The organism is Streptomyces olivochromogenes, from assembly GCF_001514115.1.
Taxonomy (GTDB): domain Bacteria; phylum Actinomycetota; class Actinomycetes; order Streptomycetales; family Streptomycetaceae; genus Streptomyces; species Streptomyces olivochromogenes.
Genome location: NZ_KQ948459.1, coordinates 105,478 through 131,991, shown reverse-complemented (window position 1 = coordinate 131,991; position 26,514 = coordinate 105,478). Strand labels below are relative to the sequence as shown.

The 26,514-nt window shown below is 72.7% G+C and carries 22 protein-coding genes and 1 riboswitch; of the genes, 8 read left to right on the top strand and 14 right to left on the bottom strand.

Annotated elements, in window-relative coordinates:
* The first annotated feature begins 12 nt into the window (after positions 1–12).
* Entirely contained in the window at positions 13–936 is a 924-nt protein-coding gene (locus tag AQJ27_RS24590) for a sirohydrochlorin chelatase (RefSeq protein ID WP_096239944.1), read from the top strand.
* A gap of 124 nt (positions 937–1,060) precedes the next feature.
* Here the strand turns inward: AQJ27_RS24590 and AQJ27_RS24585 are convergent, their stop codons facing one another.
* From AQJ27_RS24585 to AQJ27_RS24570, 4 genes are all read right to left on the bottom strand, one after another.
* Positions 1,061–2,107, bottom strand: a complete 1,047-nt coding sequence (locus tag AQJ27_RS24585) for a lactonase family protein (RefSeq protein WP_067372793.1) — start codon at positions 2,105–2,107, stop codon at positions 1,061–1,063.
* A gap of 62 nt (positions 2,108–2,169) precedes the next feature.
* Positions 2,170–3,561, bottom strand: coding sequence for a nitric oxide synthase oxygenase (locus AQJ27_RS24580; protein ID WP_079065219.1), 1,392 nt, complete (start codon positions 3,559–3,561; stop codon positions 2,170–2,172).
* Between the two features lie 137 nt (positions 3,562–3,698).
* Positions 3,699–5,195 carry an FUSC family protein gene (locus tag AQJ27_RS24575; protein ID WP_067372790.1) on the bottom strand — a complete coding sequence of 499 codons (1,497 nt, stop codon included), beginning with the start codon at positions 5,193–5,195 and terminating at the stop codon, positions 3,699–3,701.
* A gap of 185 nt (positions 5,196–5,380) precedes the next feature.
* Positions 5,381–6,532, bottom strand: a complete 1,152-nt coding sequence (locus AQJ27_RS24570) for a baeRF10 domain-containing protein (protein ID WP_067372787.1) — start codon at positions 6,530–6,532, stop codon at positions 5,381–5,383.
* Positions 6,533–6,744: 212 nt separating this feature from the next.
* Between AQJ27_RS24570 and AQJ27_RS24565 the strand changes: the two genes are divergently transcribed.
* Together AQJ27_RS24565 and AQJ27_RS24560 are read left to right on the top strand one after the other, a co-directional pair.
* Entirely contained in the window at positions 6,745–7,221 is a 477-nt protein-coding gene (locus AQJ27_RS24565) for an Lrp/AsnC family transcriptional regulator (RefSeq protein WP_067372784.1), read from the top strand.
* 56 nt (positions 7,222–7,277) lie between these two features.
* Positions 7,278–7,973: an HAD family hydrolase gene (locus tag AQJ27_RS24560; protein WP_067373464.1), complete on the top strand. Its 696-nt coding sequence runs from the start codon at positions 7,278–7,280 to the stop codon at positions 7,971–7,973.
* Between the two features lie 75 nt (positions 7,974–8,048).
* Here the strand turns inward: AQJ27_RS24560 and AQJ27_RS24555 are convergent, their stop codons facing one another.
* The 5 genes from AQJ27_RS24555 to AQJ27_RS24535 all read right to left on the bottom strand — a co-directional run bounded on the left by AQJ27_RS24555 (position 8,049) and on the right by AQJ27_RS24535 (position 14,062).
* The gene (locus tag AQJ27_RS24555; protein ID WP_235613568.1) at positions 8,049–8,981 is read right to left on the bottom strand and encodes an NADP-dependent oxidoreductase; all 933 of its coding nucleotides are present in this window, start codon (positions 8,979–8,981) and stop codon (positions 8,049–8,051) included.
* Positions 8,982–9,080: 99 nt separating this feature from the next.
* Positions 9,081–10,325: an XdhC family protein gene (locus AQJ27_RS24550; RefSeq protein ID WP_067372781.1), complete on the bottom strand. Its 1,245-nt coding sequence runs from the start codon at positions 10,323–10,325 to the stop codon at positions 9,081–9,083.
* A complete protein-coding gene (locus AQJ27_RS24545) occupies positions 10,318–12,474 on the bottom strand; it encodes a xanthine dehydrogenase family protein molybdopterin-binding subunit (RefSeq protein WP_067372778.1) in 2,157 nt (718 codons plus the stop codon). Before AQJ27_RS24545 ends, AQJ27_RS24550 begins: the two co-directional genes overlap by 8 nt.
* A complete protein-coding gene (locus tag AQJ27_RS24540) occupies positions 12,471–13,463 on the bottom strand; it encodes an FAD binding domain-containing protein (protein ID WP_067372775.1) in 993 nt (330 codons plus the stop codon). The genes AQJ27_RS24545 and AQJ27_RS24540 overlap by 4 nt, the downstream gene beginning before the upstream one ends.
* Entirely contained in the window at positions 13,460–14,062 is a 603-nt protein-coding gene (locus AQJ27_RS24535; RefSeq protein ID WP_067372772.1) for a (2Fe-2S)-binding protein, read from the bottom strand. Before AQJ27_RS24535 ends, AQJ27_RS24540 begins: the two co-directional genes overlap by 4 nt.
* A 203-nt stretch (positions 14,063–14,265) precedes the next feature.
* On the opposite strand from AQJ27_RS24535, the gene AQJ27_RS24530 reads away from it, so the two are divergent.
* Positions 14,266–14,856: a TetR/AcrR family transcriptional regulator gene (locus AQJ27_RS24530; RefSeq protein ID WP_067372769.1), complete on the top strand. Its 591-nt coding sequence runs from the start codon at positions 14,266–14,268 to the stop codon at positions 14,854–14,856.
* 376 nt (positions 14,857–15,232) lie between these two features.
* Entirely contained in the window at positions 15,233–17,332 is a 2,100-nt protein-coding gene (gene ligA / locus AQJ27_RS24525; RefSeq protein WP_067372766.1) for an NAD-dependent DNA ligase LigA, read from the top strand.
* A gap of 66 nt (positions 17,333–17,398) precedes the next feature.
* Here ligA and AQJ27_RS24520 read toward each other — a convergent pair whose 3' ends face one another.
* Positions 17,399–18,763: an FAD-dependent oxidoreductase gene (locus tag AQJ27_RS24520; protein ID WP_067372762.1), complete on the bottom strand. Its 1,365-nt coding sequence runs from the start codon at positions 18,761–18,763 to the stop codon at positions 17,399–17,401.
* A gap of 175 nt (positions 18,764–18,938) precedes the next feature.
* Here AQJ27_RS24520 and AQJ27_RS24515 point away from each other — a divergent pair, with 175 nt between their 5' ends.
* Positions 18,939–20,126 (top strand): PP2C family protein-serine/threonine phosphatase, encoded by a 1,188-nt coding sequence (locus AQJ27_RS24515; protein WP_341866093.1) that lies wholly within the window; start codon positions 18,939–18,941, stop codon positions 20,124–20,126.
* Between the two features lie 2 nt (positions 20,127–20,128).
* On the opposite strand, the gene AQJ27_RS24510 is transcribed toward AQJ27_RS24515, so the two are convergent.
* Genes AQJ27_RS24510 through AQJ27_RS24495 form a run of 4 tightly spaced genes read right to left on the bottom strand, consistent with a single transcriptional unit; the run spans position 20,129 to position 23,008 of the window.
* On the bottom strand, positions 20,129–20,368 hold the full coding sequence (locus tag AQJ27_RS24510) for a hypothetical protein (protein WP_067372755.1): 240 nt from the start codon (positions 20,366–20,368) through the stop codon (positions 20,129–20,131).
* Positions 20,368–20,775 (bottom strand): hypothetical protein, encoded by a 408-nt coding sequence (locus AQJ27_RS24505; protein WP_067373459.1) that lies wholly within the window; start codon positions 20,773–20,775, stop codon positions 20,368–20,370. The genes AQJ27_RS24510 and AQJ27_RS24505 overlap by 1 nt, the downstream gene beginning before the upstream one ends.
* Before the next feature lie 47 nt (positions 20,776–20,822).
* Positions 20,823–22,307: a sensor histidine kinase gene (locus tag AQJ27_RS24500; protein ID WP_067372752.1), complete on the bottom strand. Its 1,485-nt coding sequence runs from the start codon at positions 22,305–22,307 to the stop codon at positions 20,823–20,825.
* Entirely contained in the window at positions 22,304–23,008 is a 705-nt protein-coding gene (locus AQJ27_RS24495) for a response regulator transcription factor (RefSeq protein ID WP_067372749.1), read from the bottom strand. Before AQJ27_RS24495 ends, AQJ27_RS24500 begins: the two co-directional genes overlap by 4 nt.
* A gap of 302 nt (positions 23,009–23,310) precedes the next feature.
* Here AQJ27_RS24495 and AQJ27_RS24490 point away from each other — a divergent pair, with 302 nt between their 5' ends.
* Together AQJ27_RS24490 and AQJ27_RS58780 are read left to right on the top strand one after the other, a co-directional pair.
* On the top strand, positions 23,311–24,672 hold the full coding sequence (locus AQJ27_RS24490; RefSeq protein ID WP_067372746.1) for a diacylglycerol/lipid kinase family protein: 1,362 nt from the start codon (positions 23,311–23,313) through the stop codon (positions 24,670–24,672).
* Between the two features lie 115 nt (positions 24,673–24,787).
* Positions 24,788–24,958: riboswitch (cyclic di-AMP (ydaO/yuaA leader) on the top strand.
* A gap of 8 nt (positions 24,959–24,966) precedes the next feature.
* Positions 24,967–26,493, top strand: coding sequence for a C40 family peptidase (locus AQJ27_RS58780; RefSeq protein WP_235613569.1), 1,527 nt, complete (start codon positions 24,967–24,969; stop codon positions 26,491–26,493).
* The last annotated feature ends 21 nt before the right edge of the window (positions 26,494–26,514 follow it).

Genomic DNA, 26,514 nt, shown 5'->3' with positions numbered 1-26,514 from the left:
ACATGCGTCGCCATGAGCTCCCCCACTGGGCCCGCGTCCGGCCTGCCAGTACGAATGCCGCGACCTCGCCAGCCCGGGCGGCACCGCCGACCCGAGCCGCTGGCGGCTCCCGAGGGCGCGCCTGCGCTCGTCCTCGCGGTGCCGGGCACCTCCAGCGCGGCCACGCGCAGCCTCGCCGAGGAGGTCGTGAGCATCGCGCGCTCCGAGCTGCCCGGCCTCGACGCCCGGATCGGGTACCTCGACGGGGACGACGCCGAGTTCCCCACGCTGCAGTCCGTGCTCACGCGTGCCGCCGAGGAGCGCACCGCCCGCTATGAGCAGGCCCGTGCCGCCGGTGCCGACGTGACCCAGCCCGACGGCCCCGTCGCCGTCGTGGTGCCCCTGCTCGCCGGCCCGGACAACGCGTTGCTGCGCCGGGTCCGCCAGGCCGTCATGGAGAGCCGGATCGCGGCCGACCTGACCGACGTTCTCGGCCCCCACCCGCTGCTCGCGGAGGCGCTGCACGTGCGCCTGTCCGAGGCGGGTCTGGCGCGCGCCGACCGTGCCCGGCTGTTCACCGTGGCCACGGCCGCCGACGGCATCATCCTCGCCTCCGTGGGCGGCGAGGAGGCCGTACAGGCGGCCGGGATCACCGGCATGCTCCTCGCCGCGCGGCTCGCCGTGCCGGTGATGGCGGCGGCGCTGGACGAGGAGGGCGCGATCGCGGCCACCGCCGAGCAGCTGCGCGGCTCGGGTTCCCAGCAGCTCGCCCTGGCTCCGTACCTGATCGGACCGGAGATCGACGCCGGTCTGCTGGACGCGGCCGCCAAGGAGGCGGGCTGCTCCGCCGCCGAGGCGCTCGGCCCGTACCCGGCGATCGGCAAGCTCGCGCTGGCCAAGTACACGACGGCGCTGGGCATCGCCCCGCAGCAGCCGCAGGGCGCGCCGGTCCGCTGACCGCCCAGGCACCACCCCTCGCACGTCGAAGGGCCCGCTCCTCTCACCGGAGCGGGCCCTTCTCTCATCGACGCTCTCGTACGTCGGCGGCTCGCGCGCCGGCAGCGGGGCGCCGCCGGGCGGGTCAGCCGAAGACCACGCAGGACGCCGCCCGGACCTCCACCGAGCCGCCCCGTCGCGGCACCCCCGTGTCCGGGTCGACCGCGAACCAGGTGACGTCCCCCGAGCGCTCGTTGGCGGCGTACAGGAAGCGCCCCGAGGGGTCGAGGGCCAGCGCGCGCGGCCAGGCGCCGCCGCAGGGCACCGTGGCGACCAGTCGCAGCCCTTCGCCCACCGCGTCGGGCGTGAGCACGGAGACGACGTCCTGGCCGCGGGTGGCGGTCCACACGAAACGCCCGTCGGGCGACACCACGATGCCCGAGGGGTAGGCGTCACCGTCCGGGACCCCCGAGAGCACCGGCGTCTCCCCGACGGGGCGCAGAGAGCCTTCCAGGGCGCTCCAGCGGCAGACGGTGACCGTGGGGGCGAGTTCGTTGAGCACGTACGCGTGTTCGCCGCGGGGGTGGAAGGCCAGGTGGCGGGGCCCGGAGCCGGGGCGCAGCGCGATCTCGCGGTGCAGCGTGAGCCGGCCGCCGTCCAGCGCGCAGACCCGCACGGAGTCCGTGCCGAGGTCGACGGTGACGGCCCAGCGGCCGCTCGGGTCGGGCTGTACCTGGTGGGCGTGCGGGCTCTGCTGGCGCGGGGTGTGCGGGCCGCGGCCCTTGTGCTGGAGCACGCTGGAGGCGGCGCCGACGAGCGTGCCGTCGTCGCGCACGGGCAGGGCGGTGACGCTGCCGGAGCCGTAGTTGGCGGTCAGGACGTGTCCCGCGAACACGCTGAGGTGCGTGGGGCCGCTGCCTCCGACGGATACCAACGGCCCGGCGGGCTTCGGCTCGTCGCCGTCCACGCGGTACGCGGCCACCGCGCCGTCGGCCGTCTCGCTGACCGCGTAGAGCACGTCGCGGGCGGGCGACAGGGCGAGGTACGAGGGATCGGGTACGCCGTCCACCGCGCTCAGGAGGGTCAGCGCGCCGCTGCCGCGGTCCACGGCCGCGGTGAGGACGCCGGGGCCTCCCGCCGCCGTGAACGAGCCGATGAACGCCCGCTGTTCCCGCGTGCCGCCGTCTGCCACTGCCGTTCCCCTCTCGGTCCCGCGCTGTCCGGGGCCGACGGTAGCAGTCGGCGACCAACGGTCTAGACCAAGGTCCCGCCCGCTTCCCCGAGCGCCCGTGCGCGCGCCTCCGGGTGGTGGACGTACGCCGGATGCCGTTCCACGGTCTCGTAGGTGCGGTGGAAGACGGGTGTGGCGCTGCCGGAGATGGGCGGCACGATCCACGACCAGTCCGCGCCGACCCGGCGGCCCTTGCGCTCCTCGCGGCCGAGGTGGGTGAGGAAGCGCCGGGACTCGGTGTGGTGGTCGGTGACGGTGACGCCCGCGCGGTCGAAGGAGTGCAGGACGGAGCGGTTGAGTTCGACGAGCGCGCGGTCCTTCCACAGCGAACGGTCGGTGCGGGTGTCGAGGCCGAGGCGGTCGGCGAGGTGCGGAAGGAGGTTGTAGCGGTCGGTGTCGGCGAGGTTGCGGGCGCCTATCTCGGTGCCCATGTACCAGCCGTTGAACGGGGCCGCCGGGTAGCAGATGCCGCCGATCTCCAGGCACATGTTGGCGAGCGCGGGCACGGCGTGCCAGCGCAGTCCGAGCGAGCGCCACCAGGTGTACTCGGGGTGGGCGAGCTCCACTTCGAGCACCGCGTCCTTGGGCAGCGTGAACCAGCGGGGTGGGTCGTCGGGCCTGCCGTCGGCGCCCTGGATCACCAGCGGCAGGACGTCGAACGGGGTGCCGGGGCCGCCGGGCCAGCCGAGCCGCCGGGCCAGCGCGGTGAGGCCCACGTTGCGCGGATCGCCGGTCACACAGCCGTCCGGGCGGGCGTAACCGGCGTACCGGATGAGCTGTTCGTTCCAGATCCGTGGCCCTGGGCGGCCCGGCCGATCAGGCGCGAAGACGGTGATGAGCGCCCTGATCCGGCCCTCGCCGGCGGCCTCCCGCAGATGGTCCGCCGACGCCTCGGCGACGTCCTCGGCCGTCCGCACGTCCCTGCGGTCACGGACGCACAGGGAGCGCCAGTACAGGCGCCCGATGCAGCGGTTGGCGTTGCGCCAGGCGACGCGGGCACCGAAGGTGAGCTCCTCGGTGGTGTGGCGGTACGTGCCGGTCTCCGCGATCTCGGTCCGCGCGGCGGCGATGCGCCGGGCCGGGTCGCCGAGGCGCTCCTCGGTGTGGCGGAGGGTGAGGAACTCGGCGGCGGCGCGCAGGAGTGCGTACGGCGGCGAGTCGTCGGGCGACGCCGAGGCGGCGGAACGGCCCGGCACGGGTATCAGGCGCCCGCCGAGACCCGGGACGGACGGCTGCGTCCGCCGGGATCCGATGGCGTACGGCGGTGCGGTCGGGGTCGCGCCGCGGGCCCTGCGACCTGCCGGAACACGGTCCAGCCAGCCGCCCGGCCCCTCGGCCCACGGCGTCGGGTGCCGCGCGCTCCCGTCGTCGCCGAAGCGCTCTCCCTGTCCGGTTCCTCGCGGGAAGTCCCGCATGGTGACACCCCCAAGCGGCTTGGCCCGCGGGCCGCTCCCGCACGGTCCGCGGGCTCCGTGTGTCCGATAGCCGCGGGGTTACCCCGCCCGGGCGGTGATCCACCCTCTACGTGGTCCGTGCACGTGCCTCGCGCGTGTCAGACGCGAACGGGGTTCGAAGCTCGGGGGTGCAGAAGGGGCGCGGCGAGTTCCGCGAGCGCCCGCTCGAGCCCGTGCAGGTGTGCGAGTACCGGCTCTTCCAGGGGAGGTGTTCCGGCCTGGACCGTGATCCGCCGCGGTTCGGGTGAGGTGAGTGCCTCGACGGCCCTCTCGACGCGCTCGCACGCGACGGTGAGGCGGTTGTCGCAGGAGGCCACGGGGTCCGACGCGATGGCGGCGAGGCCCCGCACTTCCCGCGCGCAGGTGTTGAGCGCCGCGAGTACCTGGCGCGCCCTGCGGCCACGGGCACGCAGGGGATTGAGGGGGTGCAGAAGGGGCGTGAGCGAGAGTCGCACCTTGTTCAGCACCGTCTCCAGCTCCGCTACGCGTGCCGCGGGGTCGGCGGCGGAGGAGCCGTTCAGACGGGCCGCGGCCTCGGTCGTGCAGGCGTGGACACACTGGATCGCCCGCACGATCCAGGCGTCCGTCGTGGCGTGCGTGGTGATCGGCAGGACGAGCAGCACCGCCAGCGCGGCGCCGATCGCCCCGATGCCGGTCTCCGCCAGCCGCAGCACGACCAGGTGCTGGTCCAGCACGCCGAACATCCCGTACAGCAGCTCGGCCATCACCGTCACCGCGAGCATCATCCAGGTGTACGAGACCGCGGCACTGTAGAAGATGACGAACACACACACGGCGAGCAGGGCCACGGTCGGTACGGGCGCGCCGTGCAGGGGGACGACGACCGAGGCCCCGAGGGCGATGCCGATCACCGTTCCGAGGACCCGGCGGTAGCCGCGGATCAGGGTCTCGCCGCGCGAGGTGGTGTTGACGAAGATCCACCAGGCGGCGCCGACGGCCCAGTACCAGCGCTCCTGGGACAGCAGGCTTCCCACGCCCAGGGCGAAGGCGGCGGCCACGACGGCCTGGACCGCCTGGCGGGTGGTGGGACGGGCGAGCCCGCGGCCGGCCGAGGGGGCGAGCGCCCCGGCGGGCGGCATCCGGCGCTCGTAACACCACAGTCCGAATCGGACTGCCGAGGACGCGAGGAGGGCGAGCAGTACGGCGCCGTACAGCTCGGGCAGTCGCGCCGGCACGGTGTGCAGGAACTGCGCCATGAAGAAGGCCATGAACCCGAAGACGCCGAGGGCATGGCCGCGCGCGCCCCAGCGGCGGGCGTACACACCGGCGCCGACGACGGCGAGGAAGGCCGCGCCCCGCGCCGCCGGGTGGTCGTGCAGGGTGGCCGCGAGGGCCAGGACCGGAAGGCCCACCACGGGCAGCAGCGCCGTCGTCGCCAGCTGTCCGCGGACCGTGGCGTCGGTGACCGTGAAGAGGGCGAGCAGCGCCGCGAGTCCGCCCGCGACCGCGCCCGCGAGGGAGGCACCGGTGACGCCGCACAGGGCCACCGCCAGGCCGATGCCGAGGACGGCCCGGAGGGCCCCGCGCAGCCGCAGCCGGCCCGGGTCCGGTGCCACGAACACCCTCTTCAGCACTGTTTCCCCGCCCCTTGAGCTCGGCCTGTCCTTCAGGCATGCAAAAGGCGCCGCGGGGGTCCCGCAGCGCCATCGACCTGCCCATCACAGCATCATCGGGGCTGTTGGCTCAAGTGGACTCCGGAGCACTGAGCCATTGGCACAGCCATCGAGCGGGGAGGGGAGCCATGTGGATGCCATTGGCATCACTCCGCGTCGACCGGGTGCGGGGGGAGCTCGAAGCGCAGCAGGGCTCCGGTCAGGTGCGTGTGCAGGTCCGTCTCCGTCTCGATGTGGCGGACCTCGCCGCCGTCCTCGATGACGGTCTTCACCAGTTCCTCGATGACGTCGGGGACCTCGCGCAGGGCGTCTTGGCAGAGCGGGCACTGTTCCCCCGTGCGGGCGAGCAGCCCGTCGCGGTCGCAGACGACTCCCGGGGCGACGGCCTGCGCGTCCACGGCCAGCGTCCGGATCGCGGCCAGCGAGCCCGCCCACAGGGTGTCGTCGAGCCCCACCGTCGCGTGATGCTTGGTCGCGACGGCCTCGAGGATCTCGCCGACCAGCCGCTCCTGCTCCTGGTACGCGCGGTCGGTGACAAGGACCCGTACCTTGTCCCGGATGTCGGCGGCGGTCGCGGTGTCACGGTCGACGGTGAAGCGGCCGACGAGCCGGTCGTGCAGGTCACGAGGGAGGAACTCGATGAAGGCCGGTACCTGATAGGGGTGCCCGCCGATGGCCAGCAGATCGAAGCCCCCCTCCTTGAACAGGCGCTTGAGCTCGCCGATGAGGCGCCGGTAGTGCCTTTTGCTCAGCTCGTCGGCCCTGTCGCGGACCCGGACCTCGTCGAGCCCCGCGGCGTGCTCGGGCCCGCGCGTCGTCCGGTCGCGGATCGCCGCCAGCTCCCGGACCTCGTCGAGGTGGTACTCCCAGACCTGTGCGGTGACCTCGTCCACGACGACCGCGCAGGTGCGGTCGTACTCGTCGAGCACCGCCAGCATCGGACGGACGTAGGGGTCCGCGTCCACCACGACGCGTTCGTGGGTGGCGCGCGGCAGCCATACCTCCTCGTAGACGCCGTGGCCACTGCAGGAGAAGACGACGACGGTCCCGGGCCGCTGGGGTTCCTCGCCGAGCCTCTTCTCGATCTTCGCGATGTCGTCGCGCAGCGAGACCCGTACGGCGTGCTCCAGCGAGCGGTCGTCCGCGAGCGGCCTGATCCCTTCCAGCAGACTGGCCAGCCGGGCCCGGTACGTACGCCGGCCGGGCCGGTCCGGTTCCACCGGAAGGTAGAGGGAGACGAACGGGAGCCCGTTCCCGCCGAGCCGGAGAATTCGGTCGACCTGCTCCTGCGTGATCATCGTCGCTCCTCGCCGCTCCTCGAGCCGAATGCCACCCCTCCAGGTAACGCGGTGGGCGACGCACCGGCAAACGCGGCGCGGAGGGCAAGGCGAGCGGGGAGAGCGGACGAAGTGAGCGGGGAGAGGTGGACCGGCCCACCGGGCTCACGGCGGGCTGAGCCATTGGTACGGTCGAAGAAGATCAGCCCAGGCGGCAGGGAGGCCGGTGGATCATGGCCGTGGACGAACTCGACACCCGCATCCTGCGGCTGCTGCTGGAGCAGCCGCGTACCAGCGTGCGCGAGTACGCCCGCATGCTCGGTGTCGCCCGCGGCACGCTCCAGGCCCGCCTGGACCGGCTGGAACGGGACGGGGTGATCACCGGTACGGGCCCCTCGCTGTCCCCCGCTGCGCTCGGCCACCCCGTCCTCGCCTTCGTGCACATCGAGGTCACACAGGGCCACCTCGACGAGGTCGGCGACGCGCTGGCCGCCGTACCGGAGATCATCGAGGCGTTCTCGATCACGGGCGGCGGCGATCTGCTCACCCGGGTCGTGGCGCGCGACAACGCCCACCTGGAGGACGTGATCCAGGCGCTCATCAGCATGCCCGGTGTCGTCCGCACCCGCACCGAGGTGGCGCTGCGCGAGCGGGTTCCGCACCGGGTGCTGCCGCTGGTGGAGTCGATCGGGCGAGCAACGAGAAACTGACGGGTGGCACAGGGGTGATCGGCCGCGCGCGGCCCTCGCTTGGCATCCTGGACCCCATGAGCACTCTCGGCCGCACTTCGGTCATCTTCGATCTCGACGGCACACTCGTGGACAGCGAGCCGAACTATTTCGAGGCCGGCCGTCAGACGCTCGCCGAGCAGGGCATCACCGACTTCACCTGGGCCGAGCACGAGCGCTACGTCGGCATCAGCACCCGGGAGACGGTGGCGCTCTGGCAGGAGCGCTACGGCTTGCGACCCCCGCTGGAGGCCCTGCTCGCCGACATGAACCGCCGCTATCTGGAGCTGGCCCGCGCCGCCACCCACGTGTACCCGGAGATGCGGAAGTTCGTCGAGCTGCTGGCCGCCGAGGGCGCCTCGATGGCCGTGGCCTCGGGCTCCTCGATGGCCGCCATCGAGGCGATCCTGACGGGCACCGGCCTGGCCGCCCATCTGACGACCGTCGTCTCGGCCGACGAGGTCGCGCACGGCAAGCCCGCCCCGGACGTCTTCCTCGAAGCGGCGCGCCGTCTGGAGGCGGACCCCGCGGACTGCGTGGTCCTGGAGGACGCCGCTCCGGGCGCCGCCGCCGCACACGCGGCCGGGATGCGCTGCATCGCCGTCCCGTACGTCGCCGCACAGGCCGACGACCCGGCGTTCGCCACGGCGGGACTGCTGCTGCGCGGAGGTCAGGGCGAGTTCACCGCACAGGCCGCGTACGACTGGCTCACTCGGTCGGCCTCGGCCTCCTGAGCCGCGGACAGGGCCCGACCACGTCCCGTGTCCGCCGCGGCCACGGCTCGACTACCTGTCGTGTCCGGTGTCGGCTCAGGAGACGTGCAGCACGATCTTGCCCCGGCGATGGCCCTGCTCCAGTGCCGCGTACGCCTGTGCGGTCTCGGCGAGGGGGAAGACGTGGTCGACGGGCGGGGCCAGTTCGCCGGCCGCGACCAGGCGGGACAGTTCCTCCAGCCCGGAGCGGTCCGGTTCCACGACGAAGAACCTGCCGCCCTCCTTCGTGGCGTCGGGCGGGGCGACGATGCTCACCAGGCGGCCGCCGGGACGCAACACCTTCCAGGAGCGCTCCTGGGTGTCGCCGCCGACGGTGTCGAAGACCAGGTCGACGTCCTCGACATGCTCCTCGAAGCGTTCGCTCCGATAGTCGACGACCTGCTCGGCGCCCAGCTCGCGCACGAAATCGGCGGCTTCGGCATCGGCCGTCGCGGTGACCGAGGCACCGAGCGCGACCGCGACCTGCACCGCGAAGGAGCCCACCCCGCCCGCGCCGCCCTGCACCAGCACCCGGGCACCGGGGCGCAGGCCGCCGTGCACGACCAGGCCCTGCCAGGCCGTCAGCCCGGCCAGCGGCAGCGCCGCCGCGTGGTCGTGGTCGAGCCGGGCCGGCTTGGCGGCGAGTACGGCCGCGGGGACGGCGACGAACTCCGCCGCGGCCCCGTCCCGGGTGAACGGGATCAGCCCGTACACCTCGTCGCCGACGTTCCAGTCCGACACCTCGGGGCCGAGCTCGGCGACGACACCGGACACCTCCTTGGACGGCACGACGGGCACCCGCTCGCTGCCGCCGCCGTCGAGGCTGTCGGTCCAGGTCGCGTCCCAGACCAGTTCGTCCGGCGTGATGGACGCGGACCGCACCCCGACCAGGACCTCTCCCGGGCCCGGCACCGGACGCGGGGCGATCTCGTACGTCAGCTGCTCGGGACCGCCCCGTCGGTGGCCGCGCACCGCGTGCATGGTGTCCATTCCAACCTCCCAGGTCGCGCCGGGCGGGCACCGGCGGTACCTCCAGGGTGGTCGACCCGTGCACCTCGCGCTTGAGCCGTCCGTCCGCGCGCGCCTTTCTCAGGCAGCCTCCCGTGCCCCCGCCGCACCGGTCCCCCGCCCGCCCCCGTCGCGGTGGATCGGTGTCCTGGAGCCGGTCAGTGGAGCGCCTGTCCCGCCCTCCCGTGCCGCGACGATCTCCGCCGCGATGGACAGCGCGGTCTCCTCGGGCGTACGGGCCCCGAGGTCGAGCCCGATCGGAGATCTCAGGCGGGCCAACTCCCGCTCACCCAGGCCGACTTCACGCAGCCGCCGCTCACGGTCCTCGTGCGTGCGACGTGACCCCATGGCACCGACGAACGCCACCGGCATCCGCAGGGCCACCTCCAGCAGCGGTACGTCGAACTTGGCGTCGTGGGTGAGCACGCACAGCACCGTGCGGTCGTCGGTGACGGTGCGCCGGAGGTAGCGGTGCGGCCAGTCGACCACGATCTCGTCGGCGTCGGGGAAGCGGACCCGGGTGGCGAAGACCGGGCGGGCGTCGCACACGGTCACGTGATAACCGAGGAACCTGCCCACCCGTACCAGCGCCGTCGCGAAGTCCACGGCGCCGAAGACGATCATCCGGGGCGGCGGCACGCTCGACTCGACGAGCAGGGTCACGACACCCGGGCAGCGCGCGCCGTCCTCCGACAGTTCGAGGGTGCCGGTGCGGCCCGCCGCCAGCAGGGCACGGGCCTCGGCCACCGCCGTGCGGTCCAGCTCCGGACGACCGCCGAGGCTCCCCTCATGGGAGACGCCCGGGCCGCCCGCGTACGGCGTGGACGACCGGGACGGGCCGGATGCCCCGGAGGAGTCGGATGCCCCGGAAGAGCCGGACGAGCTGTCGGGGCGGACGAGCAGCACCCTCCCCAGCAGTTCCGCCGGTCCCCGGACCACCCGGGCGACGGCCGCCGCCTCGCCCCGGGACGCGGCCGCCAGCGCCGCCGCGTACACCGGCCGCTCGGGCGCGTCCGCGCGCACCGGGGTGACCAGGACCTCGATGACTCCGCCGCAGGTCAGCCCCACCGCGAAGGCGTCCTCGTCGCTGTAGCCGAACCGCTCCAGCACCGTGCGGCCGTCCTGGAGGGCCTGGACGCACAGGTCGTACACGGCGCCTTCCACACAGCCGCCGGAGACCGAGCCGATGGCCGTGCCGCCGCTGTCGACCGCGAGGGCGGCGCCGGGGCCGCGCGGGGCGCTGCCGCCGACGCTCACGACGGTGGCGACGGCGAAGTCCCGGCCCTCCTCGGCCCACCGGTTCAGCTCGCCTGCGATGTCAAGCATCCCGGTCCCCTCCCGCGCCCGCCAGCAGCACCCGGTCCGGGCGGATCGGCAGATTCCGGTGACGTACACCCGTCGCGTGCCAGACCGCGTTGGCGATCGCCGCCGCCGCTCCGACGACCCCGATCTCGCCGATGCCCTTGATGCCGACCGGGTCCCCGGGGTCGGGGTCGTCGACCCAGTCCGCCTCGATGTCGGGTACGTCGGCGTGCGCGGAGAAGTGGTAGCCGGCGAGGTCGGCGCCGACATGGCCGCCGCTCGCCCGGTCACGGTGAGCCTCCTCGTGCAGGGCCATGGACAGGCCCCAGACCATGCCTCCGACGAACTGCCCGCGCGCGGTCAGCGGGTTGACGATCCGGCCGGCCGCGAAGATGCCGAGCATCCGCCGCACCCGCACCTCCCCGCTGGTGACGTCGACGGCGACCTCGGCGAACTGCGCCCCGAAGGAGTGCCGTTCCTTCTGCTCCAGCGCGCCGACCGCCTGTGAGGTGTCCGAGCGTGCCGTGATCCCCTCCGGCGGAATGCCGCCGCCCAGAGCCAGTCGCTCGCGCAGCTCGTCCGCCGCGACCCTGATCGCCCAGGCCCAGGAGCGGGTGCCCATCGAGCCGCCGGCGATCATCGCGAAGCCGAAGTCGCTGTCCGCGATGCGCATCCGGATGCGCTCCGGCGCCACCTCCAGCGCGTCCGCGGCGATCAGGGTGAGCGCGGTCCGGGCCCCGGTCCCGATGTCGGACGCGGTGATCCGTACGGTGAAGGTGCCGTCCGGCTCGGCCGTCACGGCCGCCGTGGACGGGGCGGACAGCACGGGGAACGTGGACGCGGCGGTGCCGGTCCCGAGCAGCCAGCGGCCCTCGCGGCGGACACCGGGACGCGGGTCACGGTCCGCCCAGCCGAACCGGCTGGCTCCCTCCTCGAAGCACGCGAGCAGGTTGCGGCCGCTGAACGGCAGCCCGGAGACGGGGCCGACGGCCGGTTCGTTGCGGGCGCGCAGCGCGATCGGGTCGAGTCCGCACTTCTCGGCGAGTTCGTCGAGCGCGGACTCCAGCGCGAACGAGCCCGGCGCCTCGCCGGGCGCCCGCATCCAGCTCGGGGTCGGCACGTCGAGCGGTACGACACGGGTCTGCGAGTAGTGCGCGTCGGAGTCGTACATCGCGCGCCCGAACTCGGCGGCCCGCTCGACGAACTCGTACACGGTCGAGGTGAGGCACTCGGCCCGGTGGTCGAACGCGCGCAGCCGGCCGTCCGCGTCGGCGCCGAGCCTGACCCGCTGGGCCGTGGGGCTGCGGTAGCCGACGAGCGAGAACATCTGGCGGCGGGTCAGTACGACGCGGACGGGGCGCTGCAGGACGGTCGCGGCCATCGCGGCGGCGACCGAGTGCGGGCGGGTGCCCTTGGAGCCGAAGCCGCCGCCGACGTGTTCCGAGCGCACCCGCACCGACTGGGGGTCGAGCGAGAACAGCTTCGCGAGCTCGTCCGCCACGAACCTGCTGCCCTGGTTGGAGTCGACGACCTCGAGCCGGCCGCCGTCCCAGCGTGCGATCGCCGCGTGCGGCTCCATGGGGTTGTGGTGCTCCTCCGGAGTGCTGTACTCGGCGTCCACGACGACGGCGGACGCGGCGAGCTCGACCTCCAGGTCGCCCTTCTGCGCGGCGGGGGCGCTCTCCGGCGCGTACACCCCGGGAAGCCCGGCGGCGAACACGACGTCGTGCGGCTCCTCGTCGTACTCGACGACGAGGGCCTCGGCGGCCTCCCTGGCCTGCTCGGGCGTCTCGGCGACGACCAGCGCCACCGGCCAGCCGACGAACGGGACCCGGTCGTGCTGGAAGATCTGGGCGATCGGGTCGGGCACCCCGAAGGCGTTCGTGTAGTCGCCGTTGAGACGCGGGGCGTTCTCGTGGTGCAGGACGGCGACGACGCCTGGCATCGCGAGGACGGGCGCGGACTCCACCGCGCGGATCCGGCCACGGGCCACGGTGGACAACACCAGCCAGCCGTGGGCGAGTTCGGGATACGGGACCTCGCCCGCGTAGCGCGCCGCCCCGGTGACCTTGGCCACGCCCTCGACGCGGGTGTGCGCGGCGCCGACGGCCCCGAACGTCGCGGTCGCCGCCGTCGTCGCGGTCGTGGTCGTGGTCGTGGTCGTACCGGTCATCGGGCCGCCTCCTCGGTGAGCTCGGTCAGCATCGCCACGACGAGATTGCGCATCAGAGGCACCTTGTATCCGTTGTGGGGCAGCGTCCGGGCGGCCTCGAGCTCGGCGTCCGCTGCGGCGGCGAAGGCCTCGGCGCTCGCCGGTCCCCCGGTCAGCGCCCGTTCGGCCGCACGGGCCCGCCACGGCCGGGAGGCCACCGCCCCGAAGGCGAGGCGCACTTCGCGTACGACACCGTCGTGGACGTCGAGGGCGGCGGCGATCGAGCCGATCGCGAACGCGTACGAGGCGCGCTCGCGCACCTTGCGGTAGCGGGAGCGGGCGGCGACCGGGGCGGCCGGCAGGGTGACGCCGGTGATCAGCGCGCCGGGCGGCAGGGCGGTCTCCAGGTGCGGGGTGTCACCCACCGGCAGATAGAACTCCGCGAGCGGCAACTTCCCCGGCCCGTCCGCCGTTTCGTAGGAGATGACGGCGTCGAAGGCGGTGAGGGCCACGGCCATGTCCGAGGGGTGCGTGGCCACGCAGTGCGCGGAGGCACCGAGGATGGCGTGATTGTGGTGCTCGCCCTCGACGGCCGGGCAACCGCTGCCGGGAACCCGCTTGTTGCAGGGCTTCGCCAGATCGGTGAAGTAGCCGCAGCGGGTGCGCTGGAGCAGGTTTCCGCCGACCGTGGCCATGTTGCGCAGCTGGCCGGAGGCACCGGCCAGCACGGCCTGGGTCAACGCCGGGTAGTGGCGCCGTACGTCGGGATGGGCGGCGAGGTCGCTGTTCGTCACGGTCGCGCCGATCCGCAGCCCGTCGTTCCTGGTGAACTCGACCCGGTCGAGAGGGAGTTCACGCACGTCGACGAGCCGGGCGGGCCGCTCCACCCCGCTCTTCATCAGGTCGACGAGATTGGTACCACCGCCGAGATAGCGCGCGTCCGGGTCGGCGCCCAGCAGCGCGACCGCGCCGGTGACGTCGTGGGCCCGCTCGTAGTCGAACTCCCTCATGCCGCCGCCTCCTTGGTCTCGGACGACCGCGTATCGGACGACCGCGTATCGGACGACTGAGCCGCCCGTGCGACGGCCTGGACGATCGACACGTACGCGCCGCACCGGCACAGGTTGCCGCTCATCCGCTCACGGATCTCCTCGGGCGTGAGCTGCGGAACCCCCGCTTCGGGCCGCACGTCCGCGGTCACGGCGCTCGGCCAGCCCGCCGCGTGCTCCTCGATCACCGCGAGGGCCGAACAGATCTGGCCGGGCGTGCAGTAGCCGCACTGGTAGCCGTCGAGGTCGAGGAAGGCCTGTTGCACGGGATGCAGCCGCTCACCGTCCGCCACCCCTTCGATGGTGGTGATCTCGCGTCCCTCGGCGGCGACGGCGAGCTGCAGACAGGAGACGGCCCGGCGTCCGTCGAGCAGCACCGTGCAGGCGCCGCACTGACCCTGATCGCAGCCTTTCTTGGTACCGGTGAGATCGAGACGCTCACGCAGCGCGTCGAGCAGGGTGGTGCGATGGTCGACGGGCAGCGTGTACTTCTCGCCGTTGACGTGCAGGGTGATGGTGCTGGACGTCGAGGTCGTGGCACTGGACGTCGTGGGGGCCATGATCAGCCTTCTTTCGCCTGTCTGAGGGGGAAAGGAAGTCGCGAGAGGGCCGGGAAAAGGGGCCACCGATGGTCCACACTGGCCGGATCCGGCGGTATGGTGAACTCCTAAGCGGACAGCTGTCCGCTCATCTCGAACCTATCGGACAGCTGTCCGCTTAGCAAGGTACTCGCCTGGGAGGGCGGAGGACTAAGGAGGCCCGAGTGCAGCAGAAGAAGGCCACCCCGCTGCGCTCGGACGCGCAGCGCAATCGCGAGCGCATTCTCGATGTGGCCCTGGCCGAGCTGACCCGGTCGGCGGACACCCCGCTCAGCGCGATCGCCAAGAAGGCGGGGGTCGGGCAAGGGACGTTCTACCGCAACTTCCCCAATCGCGAGGCACTCCTCCTGGAGATCTACCGCCACGAGGTGCAGCAGGTCGCCGACACCGCGGCGCAGCTGCTCCAGACGCGTGCGCCGGACCGGGCCCTGCGGGAGTGGATGGACCGCCTCGCCCAGTTCGCCATGACCAAGGCCGGCCTGGCGGAGGCCCTGCGCGCGACCGCCCTCGCGCACGGCACCCTGACCCGGCTGGGGCACGGCGCGATGTCCTCGGCCACCGCGCTGCTCCTGGCGGCGAACGAGAAGGCGGGCAGCATCCGCCCCGGAGTGACCCCCGAGGACTTCTTCCTCTTCATCGCCGGTCTCTGGCAGATCGACGCGGACGGGGACTGGCAGCCGCGCGCCACCCGCCTTCTGGACCTCGTGATGGACGGTCTGCGGGTGGGCGCGCCGGGTTCCGCGCCGCCGGAGTGAGCTGAGCCGCGGCCGACGGGCTGAGGGCAGGAGGGGGAGCGGGAGCGGCGGACTGTCGTCACCGACAGCCGCTCCTCCGCGCACGACGAAGCCGTCCGCCTGTTCTCCCCCGTGGCGGACGGCCCGTGTCGCGGTGTTCAGAGATCGGGATCGGTGTCGGCGACGTAAGTGTCCTGGGCCGCTGGACGACACCCGCCGGGGCGGGCGACGGGATTCGAACCCGCGTCTCTCTCTTGACAGGAGAAGTAGCCGAAACCTTCGCACCTGAACGAGTTCACCGTAGTGGTCACCGCCGTCGCGGTCACCTGGTTTCCGGCGTGCGGCGGACGGCGTGCGGCGGACGCGTACCGGGGCGTTGTCAGTGGTGGCGTGCAGGATGGCGGGTATGACAACACCAGCCGCAGTGATCGTGGATGCCGCCGCCTACGCGCAGGCGGTCGAGGACGCCGTGAAGGCTTCGGCCGCCTACTACGCGGGCGGCACGTCGGTACTGGACGACGACACCTACGACCGGCTCGTGCGGGGCATCGCGGCGTGGGAGTCCGCTCATCCCGACGAGGTGCTGCCCGACTCACCGACCGGGAAGGTCGCCGGTGGCGCCGTGGAGGGCGACGTCCCGCACACGGTCCCCATGCTGAGCCTGGACAACGTGTTCTCGCCGGAGGAGTTCACCGCCTGGACCGCGTCGCTGGCCCGGCGGATCGGCCATGACGTCACCCGGTTCGATGTCGAACCGAAGCTCGACGGGCTCGCGATCGCCGCCCGATACACCCATGGTCGCCTCACCCGGCTGATCACCCGTGGCGACGGGACGGCCGGGGAGGACGTCTCGCACGCCATCGGCACCGTCGAAGGCCTCCCGGCCGAACTCGCCGAGCCGGTCACGGTGGAGGTGCGCGGCGAAGTCCTGATGACCACCGCCCAGTTCGAGCACGCCAACGAGGTGCGCACCGCGCACGGCGGCCAGCCGTTCGCGAACCCGCGCAACGCCGCGGCGGGCACGCTGCGCGCCAAGGACCGCGCCTACACCGTGCCGATGACCTTCTTCGGTTATGCCCTGCTGCCGCTGCCCGGCACCGAGGAGGCTCTCGCGGCACGGCTGGGCGAGGCCGCGCACAGCGAGCTGATGGCCCGGTGCGCCGAGCTCGGCGTGAACACCACCGCCGCCACCGCCGTGCCCGGAACCACGGCGGAGACCGCCGAGCAGGTCCTGGCCCGGGTCAAGGAGATCGCCGCGCTTCGGGCGGAGTTGCCGTTCGGGATCGACGGGATAGTCGTCAAGGCCGACCTCGCCGCCGATCAGGAGGCCGCGGGATCCGGTTCGCGTGCGCCGCGGTGGGCGATCGCCTACAAGCTGCCGGCCGTCGAGAAGATCACCCGGCTGCTGGAGGTGGAGTGGAACGTGGGCCGCACCGGCATCATCGCTCCGCGCGCGGTCCTCGAACCGGTCGAGATCGACGGCTCCACCATCACCTACGCCACCCTCCACAACCCTGCCGACATCACCCGCCGCGACCTGCGTCTGGGCGACCACGTGATGGTCCACCGCGCCGGGGACGTGATTCCCCGCGTCGAAGCCCCCGTCGCCCATCTGCGCACCGGCGAGGAGCGGCCGATCGTCTTCCCCGAGGTGTGCCCGCGGTGCGGCTCCGCCATCGACACCAGCGAGCAGCGCTGGCGCTGTGAGAACGGCCGCAACTGTCACCTGGTCGCCGCCCTCTCGTACGCCGCCGGCCGCGACCAGCTCGACATCGAGGGCCTGGGCCACACCCGTGTCGTCCAGCTCGTCGAGGCCGGCCTGGTCGCCGATCTGGCCGACGTGTTCGCCCTCACGCGCGACCAGCTCCTCACCCTGGAACGGATGGGTGAGACCAGCACCGACAATCTCCTCGCGGCGATCGGCGCGGCCAAGGGGCAGCCGTTGTCGCGAGTGCTGTGCGCGCTCGGCGTCCGCGGCACGGGCCGCTCCATGTCCCGTCGTATCGCCCGGTACTTCGCGACCATGGACCACATCCGTGGCGCCGACGCCGAGGCGATGCAGCGGGTCGAGGGCATCGGCACGGAAAAGGCCCCGTCCATCGTGGCCGAACTCACCGAACTCGCCCCGCTCATCGACAGGCTCGCCGCGGCCGGGGTCAACATGACCGAGCCCGGTGCCACTCCGCCCGTCACCGCCGACGACACCGACGCCGATACCGGCGCTCAGGGCGCGGAGCCGGTGGGCGGACCACTGACCGGGATGGCGGTCGTCGTCACCGGAGCCATGACCGGCCCGCTGGAGAAGCTCAGCCGCAACCAGATGAACGAACTCATCGAGCGCGCCGGTGGCCGCTCCTCCTCCAGCGTCTCCAAGAAGACCACGCTGGTCGTCGCCGGCGAAGGCGCCGGATCCAAGCGCGCCAAGGCCGAGGACCTCGGCATCCGGCTGGTCACCCCCGACGAGTTCGCGACTCTGGTCGCCGACTACGTCGGCTGAAGGGCCCGAGGGGTCCTGAGGTCGAGGAGTGCTGAGGCCAAGGGGGCCCTGAGGAGCCCCCGAGGTCTACGCGCCGCTCGCGTCGAGCATGTCCTCGCGCTCGACGATCTTCACGCGTTCCCGGCCCTGCGGTTCGCCCAGCGCCTTCTCCGCGGCGTCCAGGCGGTGCCAGCCCTCCCAGGTGGTGAAGCGGACGTCCCGCTCGCCGAGGAACGCGTCCACGGCCTCCGGGTCGGGCGAGCCGGGCGTGTGCAGACGTCCGTTCGCGTGGTCGTCGAGCAGGCTCGCGACGGTCTCGTTGGCGTCGCCCTTGGTGTGGCCGATCAGACCCACGGGGCCGCGTCGGATCCAGCCGGTGACGTACGTCGACTGCAGGTGCTCGCCGGTCTCCTCGATCACCCGGCCGCCCTGGTCCGGGACGGTGCCCGACTCGGCGTCCCAGGGGAGCTTGGGCAGTTCGTCGGACAGGTAGCCCACGGCGCGGTAGACCGCACCGAGGTCCCAGTCCTTGTACTCGCCGGTTCCCTTGACGTTGCCGGTGCCGTCGAGGGCGGTGCGCTCGGTACGCAGGCCGACGACCTGGCCGTTCTCGCCGAGGATCTCGGTCGGGGACTCGAAGAAGTGCAGGAACAGCTTGTGCGGGCGGTCACCGATGTCGCGGATGGCCCAGTTCTCCAGGGTCTTGGCGACCATGTCGGCCTGCTTGTTGCCGCGCCGGGTCGCGATCGAGCCCTCGTCGTAGTCGATGTCCTCGGGGTCGACGATGACCTCGATGTTCGGGGAGTGGTCCAGTTCCCGCAGCTCCATCGGGCTGAACTTCGCCTGCGCCGGACCGCGGCGGCCGAAGACGTGGACCTCCAGGGCCTTGTTGGCCTTGAGGCCGTCGTAGACGTTCTGCGGGATCTCGGTCGGCAGCAGTTCGTCGGCGGTCTTGGCGAGGATGCGGGCGACGTCGAGCGCGACGTTGCCGACGCCGAGGACGGCGACCTTCTCCGCTTCGAGCGGCCAGGTCCGTGCCACGTCCGGGTGACCGTCGTACCAGGAGACGAAGTCCGCGGCACCGTACGAGCCGTCGAGGCCGATGCCGGGTATGTCGAGGGCGCGGTCGGCCGTCGCCCCCGTGGAGAAGATCACGGCGTCGTAGAAGGTGCGCAGGTCGTCGAGGTTGATGTCCCCCGGGTAGTCGACATTGCCGAAGAGACGTATCTGGGGCTTGTCGAGCACCTGGTGCAGGGCCGTGATGATGCCCTTGATCCGCGGGTGGTCGGGGGCCACGCCGTAACGGATCAGACCGAAGGGGGCCGGCATCCGTTCGAAGAGGTCGATGGACACACCGGGCTCGACCGCAACTGCGGACTTCAGCAGCGCGTCGGCAGCGTAGATCCCGGCGGGGCCGGCTCCGACAATGGCTACCCGCAGAGGGCGAGGCATGATCAGGTTCCCTTCGAACGGTGGCAAGGTGGCTCGCCGGGAAGCCTAAACTAAGGCAAACCTTAGTCAGTAGCCGGGTTGGATCTATGACCCCATAAGCCGATCTTATGCCTCGTTGCCGGGGAGCACAGGCTTCGGAATCGGGGGCAAAATGGTATTTGTGGATGTCCGGCGTGTGTCAGTGGACCGCCTCGTGGAGCAGCCGTCGGGCCGCGGACTGGTGGCAATCCCACTCGCGCTGATCGTAGTGATCACTGTGGTGGACCTCCACTCCCCGACCAGCGTCCACCTGGGTCCGTTGCTGGTCATCGCCCCCGCCCTCACCGCCTCCCTGGCCGGGCCACGGCTGACCGCGGTCGTGGGAGTGCTGGCCGTGGCCGCCCAGGTCTTCATCGCGGTGTTCCACGGCGGGCTGACCACCGCCAACCACGTCTCGCAGATCATCGCCCTGACCGTGCTCTCCGCGCTGGTGGTCTTCGTGTGCCATGTACGCGAGCGGCGTGCCCGGGAGCTGAGCCGGGCACGGTCGGTGGCCGAGACGGCGCAGCGGGTCCTGTTGAGACCGCCGCCCCGCCGGATCGGGCCCTTGCGCGTGGCCTGGCTGTATCTGGCCGCCGAGGACGAGACGCAGATCGGCGGCGACCTGTTCGCGGTCTCCCGCGCCGCCCATCCCTCCACGCGGGTGATCATCGGGGACGTACGCGGCAAGGGTCTGGCCTCCATCGGCGAGGCCTCGGTGGTGCTCGGCTCGTTCCGAGAGGGCGCTCACCGGTACGCCACCCTGCCCGAACTCACGGCGGCACTGGAGGTCAGCGTGTGCCGCGACCTGGAGGACGTGGCCGACACCGAGCACGACCCGGGCGAGCACTTCATCACCGCGCTCGTGCTCGACATCCCCGACGAGGGGCCGGACGCCTGGATGATCACCTGCGGTCATCCACCGCCTCTGCTGCTGCGCAACCGCGAGGTCACGGTCCTGCACCCGCGCCACCCCCTCCCCCCGCTGGGCATGTGCGAGCTGCCCGCCGCGAGTCACCGACCCGACCCGTTCACCTTCGAAACGGGTGACATCCTCCTGCTCTACACCGACGGCGTCATCGAAGCCCGCTCACCGTCGGGCGTCTTCTACCCGCTCCTCGAGCGGGTCGCTTCCTTTCCTGTCTCCAGCCCCGACGCCCTGATGCGGCACATCCACGACGACCTCCTGGCACATGTCGGCGACCACCCCGGCGACGACGCCGCCCTCCTGATCATCGAACGCACCGCCTCCCACCATCCACATCGACCGCATTTCGCCACCCGCCCCGTCGACGGCCAGCACCGGCTCCATCCCACCGGATCGCCCCCGCCGGCGGAACGCTGACCTCACTCCCGGGCCATGTCCGACTCCGCCGCGCTCACCGCGGAATCGGCGTCGTCGACGATTTTCCGCAGGTGACCGAGGTCCGCGGAGGAGGTGGGTGCGGGCTGCCGAGTGGTCTGCGTGCCCTGTGCGGTCTGTGTGCCGTGCGTACCCTGCGTGCTCTGTGCGCTCCCGCCGTGGCCGCATCCGGCCAGGAAGAGCAGGGCGGCCAGTACGGCCGGCGCGGTGTGACGCGCGCGCATCAGTTCGTACGACCGTTGTCGTGGGCGCCGCACCACTTCTCGACGTCGGCCAGGTCCTTCTGGCGGGTCTCCAGGGTGGGGACCAGGGAACGCCGGACGGTGAGCCGGTCGTTCAGGTAGGTCTCGATCTGGGTGTGCCCCGCGGACTTGGCGTTCGCCACCCGCTGCTCGAGACGGGCGATGGAGCCACGCCGGGAAGCGTCCGCGCGCAGCCGGGTGAGGATCCGGTCGATCCGGCGGTCGATCTTCGGCGCGCGCTTACAGAGCGCCGCAGCGCCGTCGCCCGTGGGGGTGCCGGACGGCGCGGGAGTCGCGGCGTCGGCCGTGGCGGCGCCGGCGGCGCCGAACAACGACCCGGCGGCGACCAACGAGACGACCGAGATCACGGTCTTCCTGGTGCTTGGCATGACGAACTCCTCCGCGTTCACGGGCGACTGCCCTCTCGCCGGGAAAGCTAGGAGCCGTCTTTGTGGAATTCTTGTGGCCGGTCGGCGGTCGTGATCATCCAGTTGCGCGGGAGCGGGAGCGTGGCCTCCGTGTCCGCGGTGCCGTCGCTCAGCGGCAGGGTGACCTCGACGCGCGTGCCCGGACCCGTGGGCCGGTCCAGTACCCGGATCCCGCCCCGGTGCAGGGCGATCTGCTGGGCGACCAGGGTCAGTCCGAGGCCGGAGCCGGGGCTGTCCGGGCGGCGGCGGAAGCGTTCGAAGACCTCGGTGCGCAGCGCGGGCGGGATCCCAGGACCCCGGTCTTCGACGACGAGCAGCGCGTCGGCGCCGCTCGCGCGCAAGGTCACCTCGACCTGTGGGGGCTGCCCGTCCGTGTGTCCGTGAACCAGGGCGTTGACGAGCAGGTTGTCCACCAGGCTCCGCAGTCCCGCCTCCCAGCCGTGTACGCGCAGCCCCGGTGCGCAGTGACCGGCCACCCGTGCGCGCGGATGGCGGCGCCGCTGTTCCTCCGTGCTCGCTTCGACGAGGTCGGCGAGGTCGACCGGGCCGAAGGCGTCCGCCTCGACGAGGTCCCCGCGGCCGAGGTCGCGCAGCATGACGAGGACCCCGAGGAGGCGTGCGTGTTCGCGGCTCAGGTCGTGCAGCACTTCGTCGCGGTCGGGTCCGGCGAGTTCCGGATGTTCGGTGAGGATCTCCAGGTTGGTCTGCATGCTCATCAGCGGGGTGCGCAGTTCGTGCGAGGCCGCCGAGGCGAAGGAGCGGGCGGTGGCCAGCGCCTCGGCGGTCCTGAACGCCTGCTCGTCGTAGCGTGCCAGGACGGTCTGCAGGGTGTGTGCGAGGTCGTCCACCTCGGCGATCCGCGTCGGGGTGTGATCGAGGCGGGTGGAACTGGAACGGGGGTCGAGGCCGCTCGCCCGGCGTTGCAGACGGCGCAGCGGTGTGCTCGCCCGGGTGGCGACGGCCCAGGCGAGCAGCCCGGACAGCGGTGCGGCGAGCAGGGCGACGGTCACCGCGCGCCGTCGGACCAGGCGCACCTGGGTGTCGGCGGCGGTGTCGGACGCGAACAGCCACAGGGTGCCGCGCACACCGGGGTGGGACCCGGTCACCCGGGTCGACAGGATCCGCCAGCTCCTGCCGTCGGCACGAAGGGTGACCGGCACGGGCGCCCTGGCGGGCAGCGCCACGTCGGCCGCCGGTTGCGGGCCGCCCGTGAAGGTCTCCTCGGGGCCGATCAGCCGTACGCCCACATCCAGGGCCGAGGTGAACACCCGGCGTTCGCGGGCCTGCTCCACCGCCGCCGACCGGTCGGCGGCGCTCGCGCGCAGCAGCCCCCGGGCGTCCTTGGCGACGGCCACCGCACGCTCACGCAGATGCGTGTCCTGCTGATCGTGCAGATCCGCGGCGACCAGCCGCAGCAGCAGCCAGCCGGTGGCCAGTACCAGTACGGGCACGGTGGCTCCGACGGCCAGGGCGATCCGCGTGGACAGTCTCACGGCCGCTCCCCCGGGTCGTCGTCGCGCAGGACGAAGCCCACGCCTCGTACGGTGTGGATGATCCGGGAGCGCCCCGACGTCTCCAGTTTGCGGCGCAGATAGCTGACGAAGGTGTCCACCGCGTCGGTGCGGACCTCGAAGTCGTAGCCCCATACGCGTTCGAGGAGCTGGTCCCGGCTGAGCACGATGCCGGCGTTGCGGGCGAGGAAGTGGAGGAGTTCGAACTCGCGGCGGGTCAGTTCCACCGGCCTCCCGTCGAGGCTCACCCCGCGGGCGGCGGGATCCATGAGCAGCCCGCCGGCCCGTACGGTGCCGCTGTCCCGTGGCGGCCTGCGCCGCAGCAGTGCCTCCAGTCGCAGGACGAGCTCCTGCAGGGCGAAGGGCTTGACGAGGTAGTCGTCGCCGCCCGCCTGCAGGCCCGCGATCCGGTCGGCGGTCTCGTCGAGTGCGGAGAGCATCAGCACGGGTACGTCGTTGTCCTCGTCCCGCAGTGCCCTGCACACCTCGATGCCGCTGAGGCCGGGCATCGAGATGTCCAGCACGATCACGTCCGGCGGCGTCCGCCGGGCCACCGCCAGGGCCGGCCGGCCCCCGTCCGCCAGGTCCACGGTGAATCCGCCGAGCCTCAGGCCCCGCTCCAGCGAGCGGCGGATCGCCGCGTCGTCGTCCACGACCAGGACACGGCCGCGCTGCCCACTCATCACCACTGTCCCTCCCCGCCACACCCCGGCGTGCTCCCGGGCCCCGCCGCCGCCCATCGTGCATCAGCCGCGACGGTCCCGGCCCCGAGGGGTGGACCAAGGGTTCGGTGAGAAGCGCCCGGACCGGTCCCGGTCGGCGCGGGCCCGGCGGAGCGTGGCGGTTGCGCGGGGCCTGACCCGACGGTTGCATACGACTGTGTCGTCGATGGCCGACCCCGCACACAGCCGACGACCCACCGAACCAGGCCTCCGTGCGGCCGGGCCCACCAGGGCCGGACTTCTACGACGTCCGTGGAGGAGCGATGGGTGTGGACACGAGCGCGCAGGTCGGCCACGGGAAACGGTGGGCGGCCAGGGCCGCGCTGGTCGCGGCCGCGCTGGCGGTGCTGCTGCCGCTCGGTTACGGAGGCGTGGACGGCGTACTGCTGCTCCTGGCCGCGCTCCTCGGTGTGGCCGTCACGGCGGCGGCGCTGTGGTGGGCGCTGACCCGGCGCGGCCCGCTCCGCTGGGTGGCGGCCGTGCTGGCGGCCGTCGCGCCCGGCGCCGTGATCACCCTGTTCGCCGTGACCCGCCTGCTCTGGGCCGTCCCCGTGTCGCTGGCACTGTGGGCCGTGGCCGTCTGGAGCGGCCGGTACGCCCTGCGGAGCGACCGGACGCGCGCCCCGCGCCCGAAGGAGCGCAGGGCACCACCGCCGCGGCGCCCCTTCCTCCTCATGAACCCGCACTCCGGCGGCGGCAAGGTGGCGAAGTTCGGACTGCGGGAGAAGGCGGAGCGGCTCGGCGCGCAGGTCGTGCTCCTGGACCCGGACCAGCACCAGGACGTCACCGCGCTGGCCCGGGCCGCCGTCGCGGACGGCGCGGATCTGCTGGGCGTCGCCGGCGGTGACGGTACCCAGGCGCTGGTGGCGGCCGTCGCCGCAGAACACGGTCTGCCGTTCCTGGTGGTCTGCGCCGGCACCCGCAATCACTTCGCCATGGACCTCGGCCTGGACCGCGACGACCCGGCGACCTGCCTGGACGCCCTCACCGACGGCGTCGAACTCCGCGTGGACCTCGGCTTCGCCGGCGGCCACCCGTTCGTCAACAACGCCTCCTTCGGCGCGTACGCGGCGGTCGTGCAGAGTCCCGCGTACCGCGACGACAAGATCGGCACCATCCTGGACCTCCTGCCCGACCTGCTCACCCGCCAGCGCGGGCCGCGACTGACCGCGCGCGCCGGCGACACGACGCTCGACGCCCCGCAGGCCGTACTGGTGAGCAACAACCCCTACCGCACCGACGATCCGGCCGGTCTCGGCCGCCGCGAACGGCTCGATTCCGGGCTGCTCGGTGTCCTCGGCATCACGGTGGACAGCGCGGCCGAGGCCGCCGTGCTCGTACTGGACCCCGCGCCGGACGGACTCGCGGTCCTGACCACCCGTGAGGTGGTCATCGACGCCGACCGTGCGGAGATCGAGGCCGGCATCGACGGCGAGGCCCTGGTGCTGCCCGCCCCGGTCCACTGCCGCGTCGAACCCGGCGCCCTACGCGTCCGCGTCCCCAGGGAACGGCCCGGTGTGCCGGAGGCCCAACCCCCTTTGGACTGGCGTCGGTTGCGCACGCTCGCGGCGACCATGGGGCGCACGGCGGTCGTACGACATCCTGGTCGCGGCCGGGACACGTAGACGAAGGTCACAATTACATATCGGACAGTTCGCGCTCCAATCTTCACACCAGGCACACAAATTGGCTAAGTTGGCTGTAGGCCGCACGACTCCCTCCGGCGAACCTCGCCGGGTCGCGCGACCTCCGCCGAATCCGGTGCCCTCGTGGCAACCGGAACCGGGACCCAACCGACCTTGGGGTGAATCGGCCCAACCGCCCGCTCGGGCAAGGGCCGTAGGGCATGCCTTCCGGAATCTTCCGCCCGAACCCGACAGCCGGCCCGGTAGGCGGAGTACGGAAGGAGTACGGCTCCCATGGCGCCGGAACGAACCCCGCGCCCTGGAGGCAACAGCCTCCCTGGCAGGCCCGACTCCGCACGCGCGACGGACGCCCTCAGTGGCGCGGACGGTCCGAGCCGCGAGGAGGTGCAGCAGCGGATCAGCTCCCTCTACGACCAGGCCGAGAACGCCGTCGGGTTCGTCAACGGGACCCGCGCGATGACCACGGGGAGCCGAGGCCGCGTCAACCCGGCGCCGGAAACCGCGCGCAGGCGCCGCGACCCCGCCCTCGACGACATCACCAAGACCTGGTTCGACGCGGCGCGCGCGCAGCTGGGTCCGTCCGCGCCGGCCAGGCTGCCGGCCAACCGGATGCCGAAGCCCCCGGCCGAGGCGCGGCCCACGGGCCCGGCGAAGCGGCCGGAGGACGGGCTCACCGACCGTGGGCGGGAGTTGACCGCCCGCCCCGTTCTCGAGTTGACCGCGGGCCCCTCCTCCGCCGAGGCGGCCGCCGGGCCCGTGGCCGAGTTGACGGCCAGGGCCGTCGCCGCGCTGCCGGCCGCGCCGGAGCCTGCGCCGCAACCCTCGCAGGAGGCCGCCACGGCCCTGCTGCCCGCGCTGCCCGCCGGGCCGGGGCAGTCCTCGTTGAAGACGTCCAAGGAGAAGATCCAGCGGAAGCTGGCACTGGCCCGTGAGCTGGTGTCCAAGCACGCCGCACAGTGGAACCCCGGGCCCGCGGCGATCGAGTCACGTCCGGCCGAGGCTGTCTGGCCCACTCCGGAGGATCAGGCTCGTCAGCAGGCCGCGGAGGCGTGGCAGCGACAGCAGTCGAACGCGCTCGGCGCGGACATGTCCTTCGGTGCGGGGATGCCCCTGGCCGGGGGTATGCCTCTCGGCGCGGACATGTCGATGGGTACGGGGACGCCGCTCGGCGCGGACATGTACCTCGGTGGAGGCGTGCCGCTGGCCACGGACATGTCTCTCGGCGCGGGGATGCCCCTGGCCGCGGGTATGCCTCCCGGCGCGGACATGTCCCTCGGCAACGGCATGCCGCCGGCCACGGACATGTCCATGGGTGCGGGGATGCCCCTCGGCGCCGACATGTCCCTCGGCGCCGGGATGCCCCTGGCCGCGGGTATGCCCGTAGGCACCGGCGCGGTCAACACGGCCGTCGCAGCGGTCGGCGCCGCGGAGTCGGCGTACGGCGGGAAGGCCGCCAAGGCCCTCGCCTTCGCCCGCGAGCAGATCGGCAAGCCGTGCGTCTGGGGTGCGACCGGGCCGGACTCGTACGACTCCGCCAGCCTCGTCCAGGCCGCCTGGAGGGCCGCCGGGGTGGCACTCCCGCGCACCGTGCACGGGCAGGCGACCGCCGGTGCGGCGATTCCCCTGACCGACATCCAGTTCGGCGACCTGATCTTCTTCTACGACAACGTCAGCCACGTCGGCTTCTACACCGGCAACGGCATGATGATCCACGCCCCCAGCCCTGGTGCCTCGATACGCGAGGAGTCCCTCTTCTTCGCCGGACAGAACGCGATCCACAGCGCGCTGCGTCCGGCGTGACGGACACCGCGACGCCTCCAG

Excerpts from the sequence above, each read along its gene's own strand:
- AQJ27_RS24590 (WP_096239944.1), top strand. The coding sequence starts at position 13 with ATGAGCTCCCCCACTGGGCCCGCGTCCGGCCTGCCAGTACGAATGCCG.
- AQJ27_RS24580 (WP_079065219.1), bottom strand. The coding sequence starts at position 3,561 with ATGCGGGACTTCCCGCGAGGAACCGGACAGGGAGAGCGCTTCGGCGAC.
- AQJ27_RS24570 (WP_067372787.1), bottom strand. The coding sequence starts at position 6,532 with ATGATCACGCAGGAGCAGGTCGACCGAATTCTCCGGCTCGGCGGGAAC.
- AQJ27_RS24565 (WP_067372784.1), top strand. The coding sequence starts at position 6,745 with ATGGCCGTGGACGAACTCGACACCCGCATCCTGCGGCTGCTGCTGGAG.
- AQJ27_RS24560 (WP_067373464.1), top strand. The coding sequence starts at position 7,278 with ATGAGCACTCTCGGCCGCACTTCGGTCATCTTCGATCTCGACGGCACA.
- AQJ27_RS24555 (WP_235613568.1), bottom strand. The coding sequence starts at position 8,981 with ATGGACACCATGCACGCGGTGCGCGGCCACCGACGGGGCGGTCCCGAG.
- AQJ27_RS24550 (WP_067372781.1), bottom strand. The coding sequence starts at position 10,325 with ATGCTTGACATCGCAGGCGAGCTGAACCGGTGGGCCGAGGAGGGCCGG.
- AQJ27_RS24545 (WP_067372778.1), bottom strand. The coding sequence starts at position 12,474 with ATGACCGGTACGACCACGACCACGACCACGACCGCGACGACGGCGGCG.
- AQJ27_RS24540 (WP_067372775.1), bottom strand. The coding sequence starts at position 13,463 with ATGAGGGAGTTCGACTACGAGCGGGCCCACGACGTCACCGGCGCGGTC.
- AQJ27_RS24535 (WP_067372772.1), bottom strand. The coding sequence starts at position 14,062 with ATGGCCCCCACGACGTCCAGTGCCACGACCTCGACGTCCAGCACCATC.
- ligA (WP_067372766.1), top strand. The coding sequence starts at position 15,233 with ATGGCGGGTATGACAACACCAGCCGCAGTGATCGTGGATGCCGCCGCC.
- AQJ27_RS24520 (WP_067372762.1), bottom strand. The coding sequence starts at position 18,763 with ATGCCTCGCCCTCTGCGGGTAGCCATTGTCGGAGCCGGCCCCGCCGGG.
- AQJ27_RS24510 (WP_067372755.1), bottom strand. The coding sequence starts at position 20,368 with ATGCGCGCGCGTCACACCGCGCCGGCCGTACTGGCCGCCCTGCTCTTC.
- AQJ27_RS24505 (WP_067373459.1), bottom strand. The coding sequence starts at position 20,775 with ATGCCAAGCACCAGGAAGACCGTGATCTCGGTCGTCTCGTTGGTCGCC.
- AQJ27_RS24495 (WP_067372749.1), bottom strand. The coding sequence starts at position 23,008 with ATGAGTGGGCAGCGCGGCCGTGTCCTGGTCGTGGACGACGACGCGGCG.
- AQJ27_RS24490 (WP_067372746.1), top strand. The coding sequence starts at position 23,311 with ATGGGTGTGGACACGAGCGCGCAGGTCGGCCACGGGAAACGGTGGGCG.
- AQJ27_RS58780 (WP_235613569.1), top strand. The coding sequence starts at position 24,967 with ATGGCGCCGGAACGAACCCCGCGCCCTGGAGGCAACAGCCTCCCTGGC.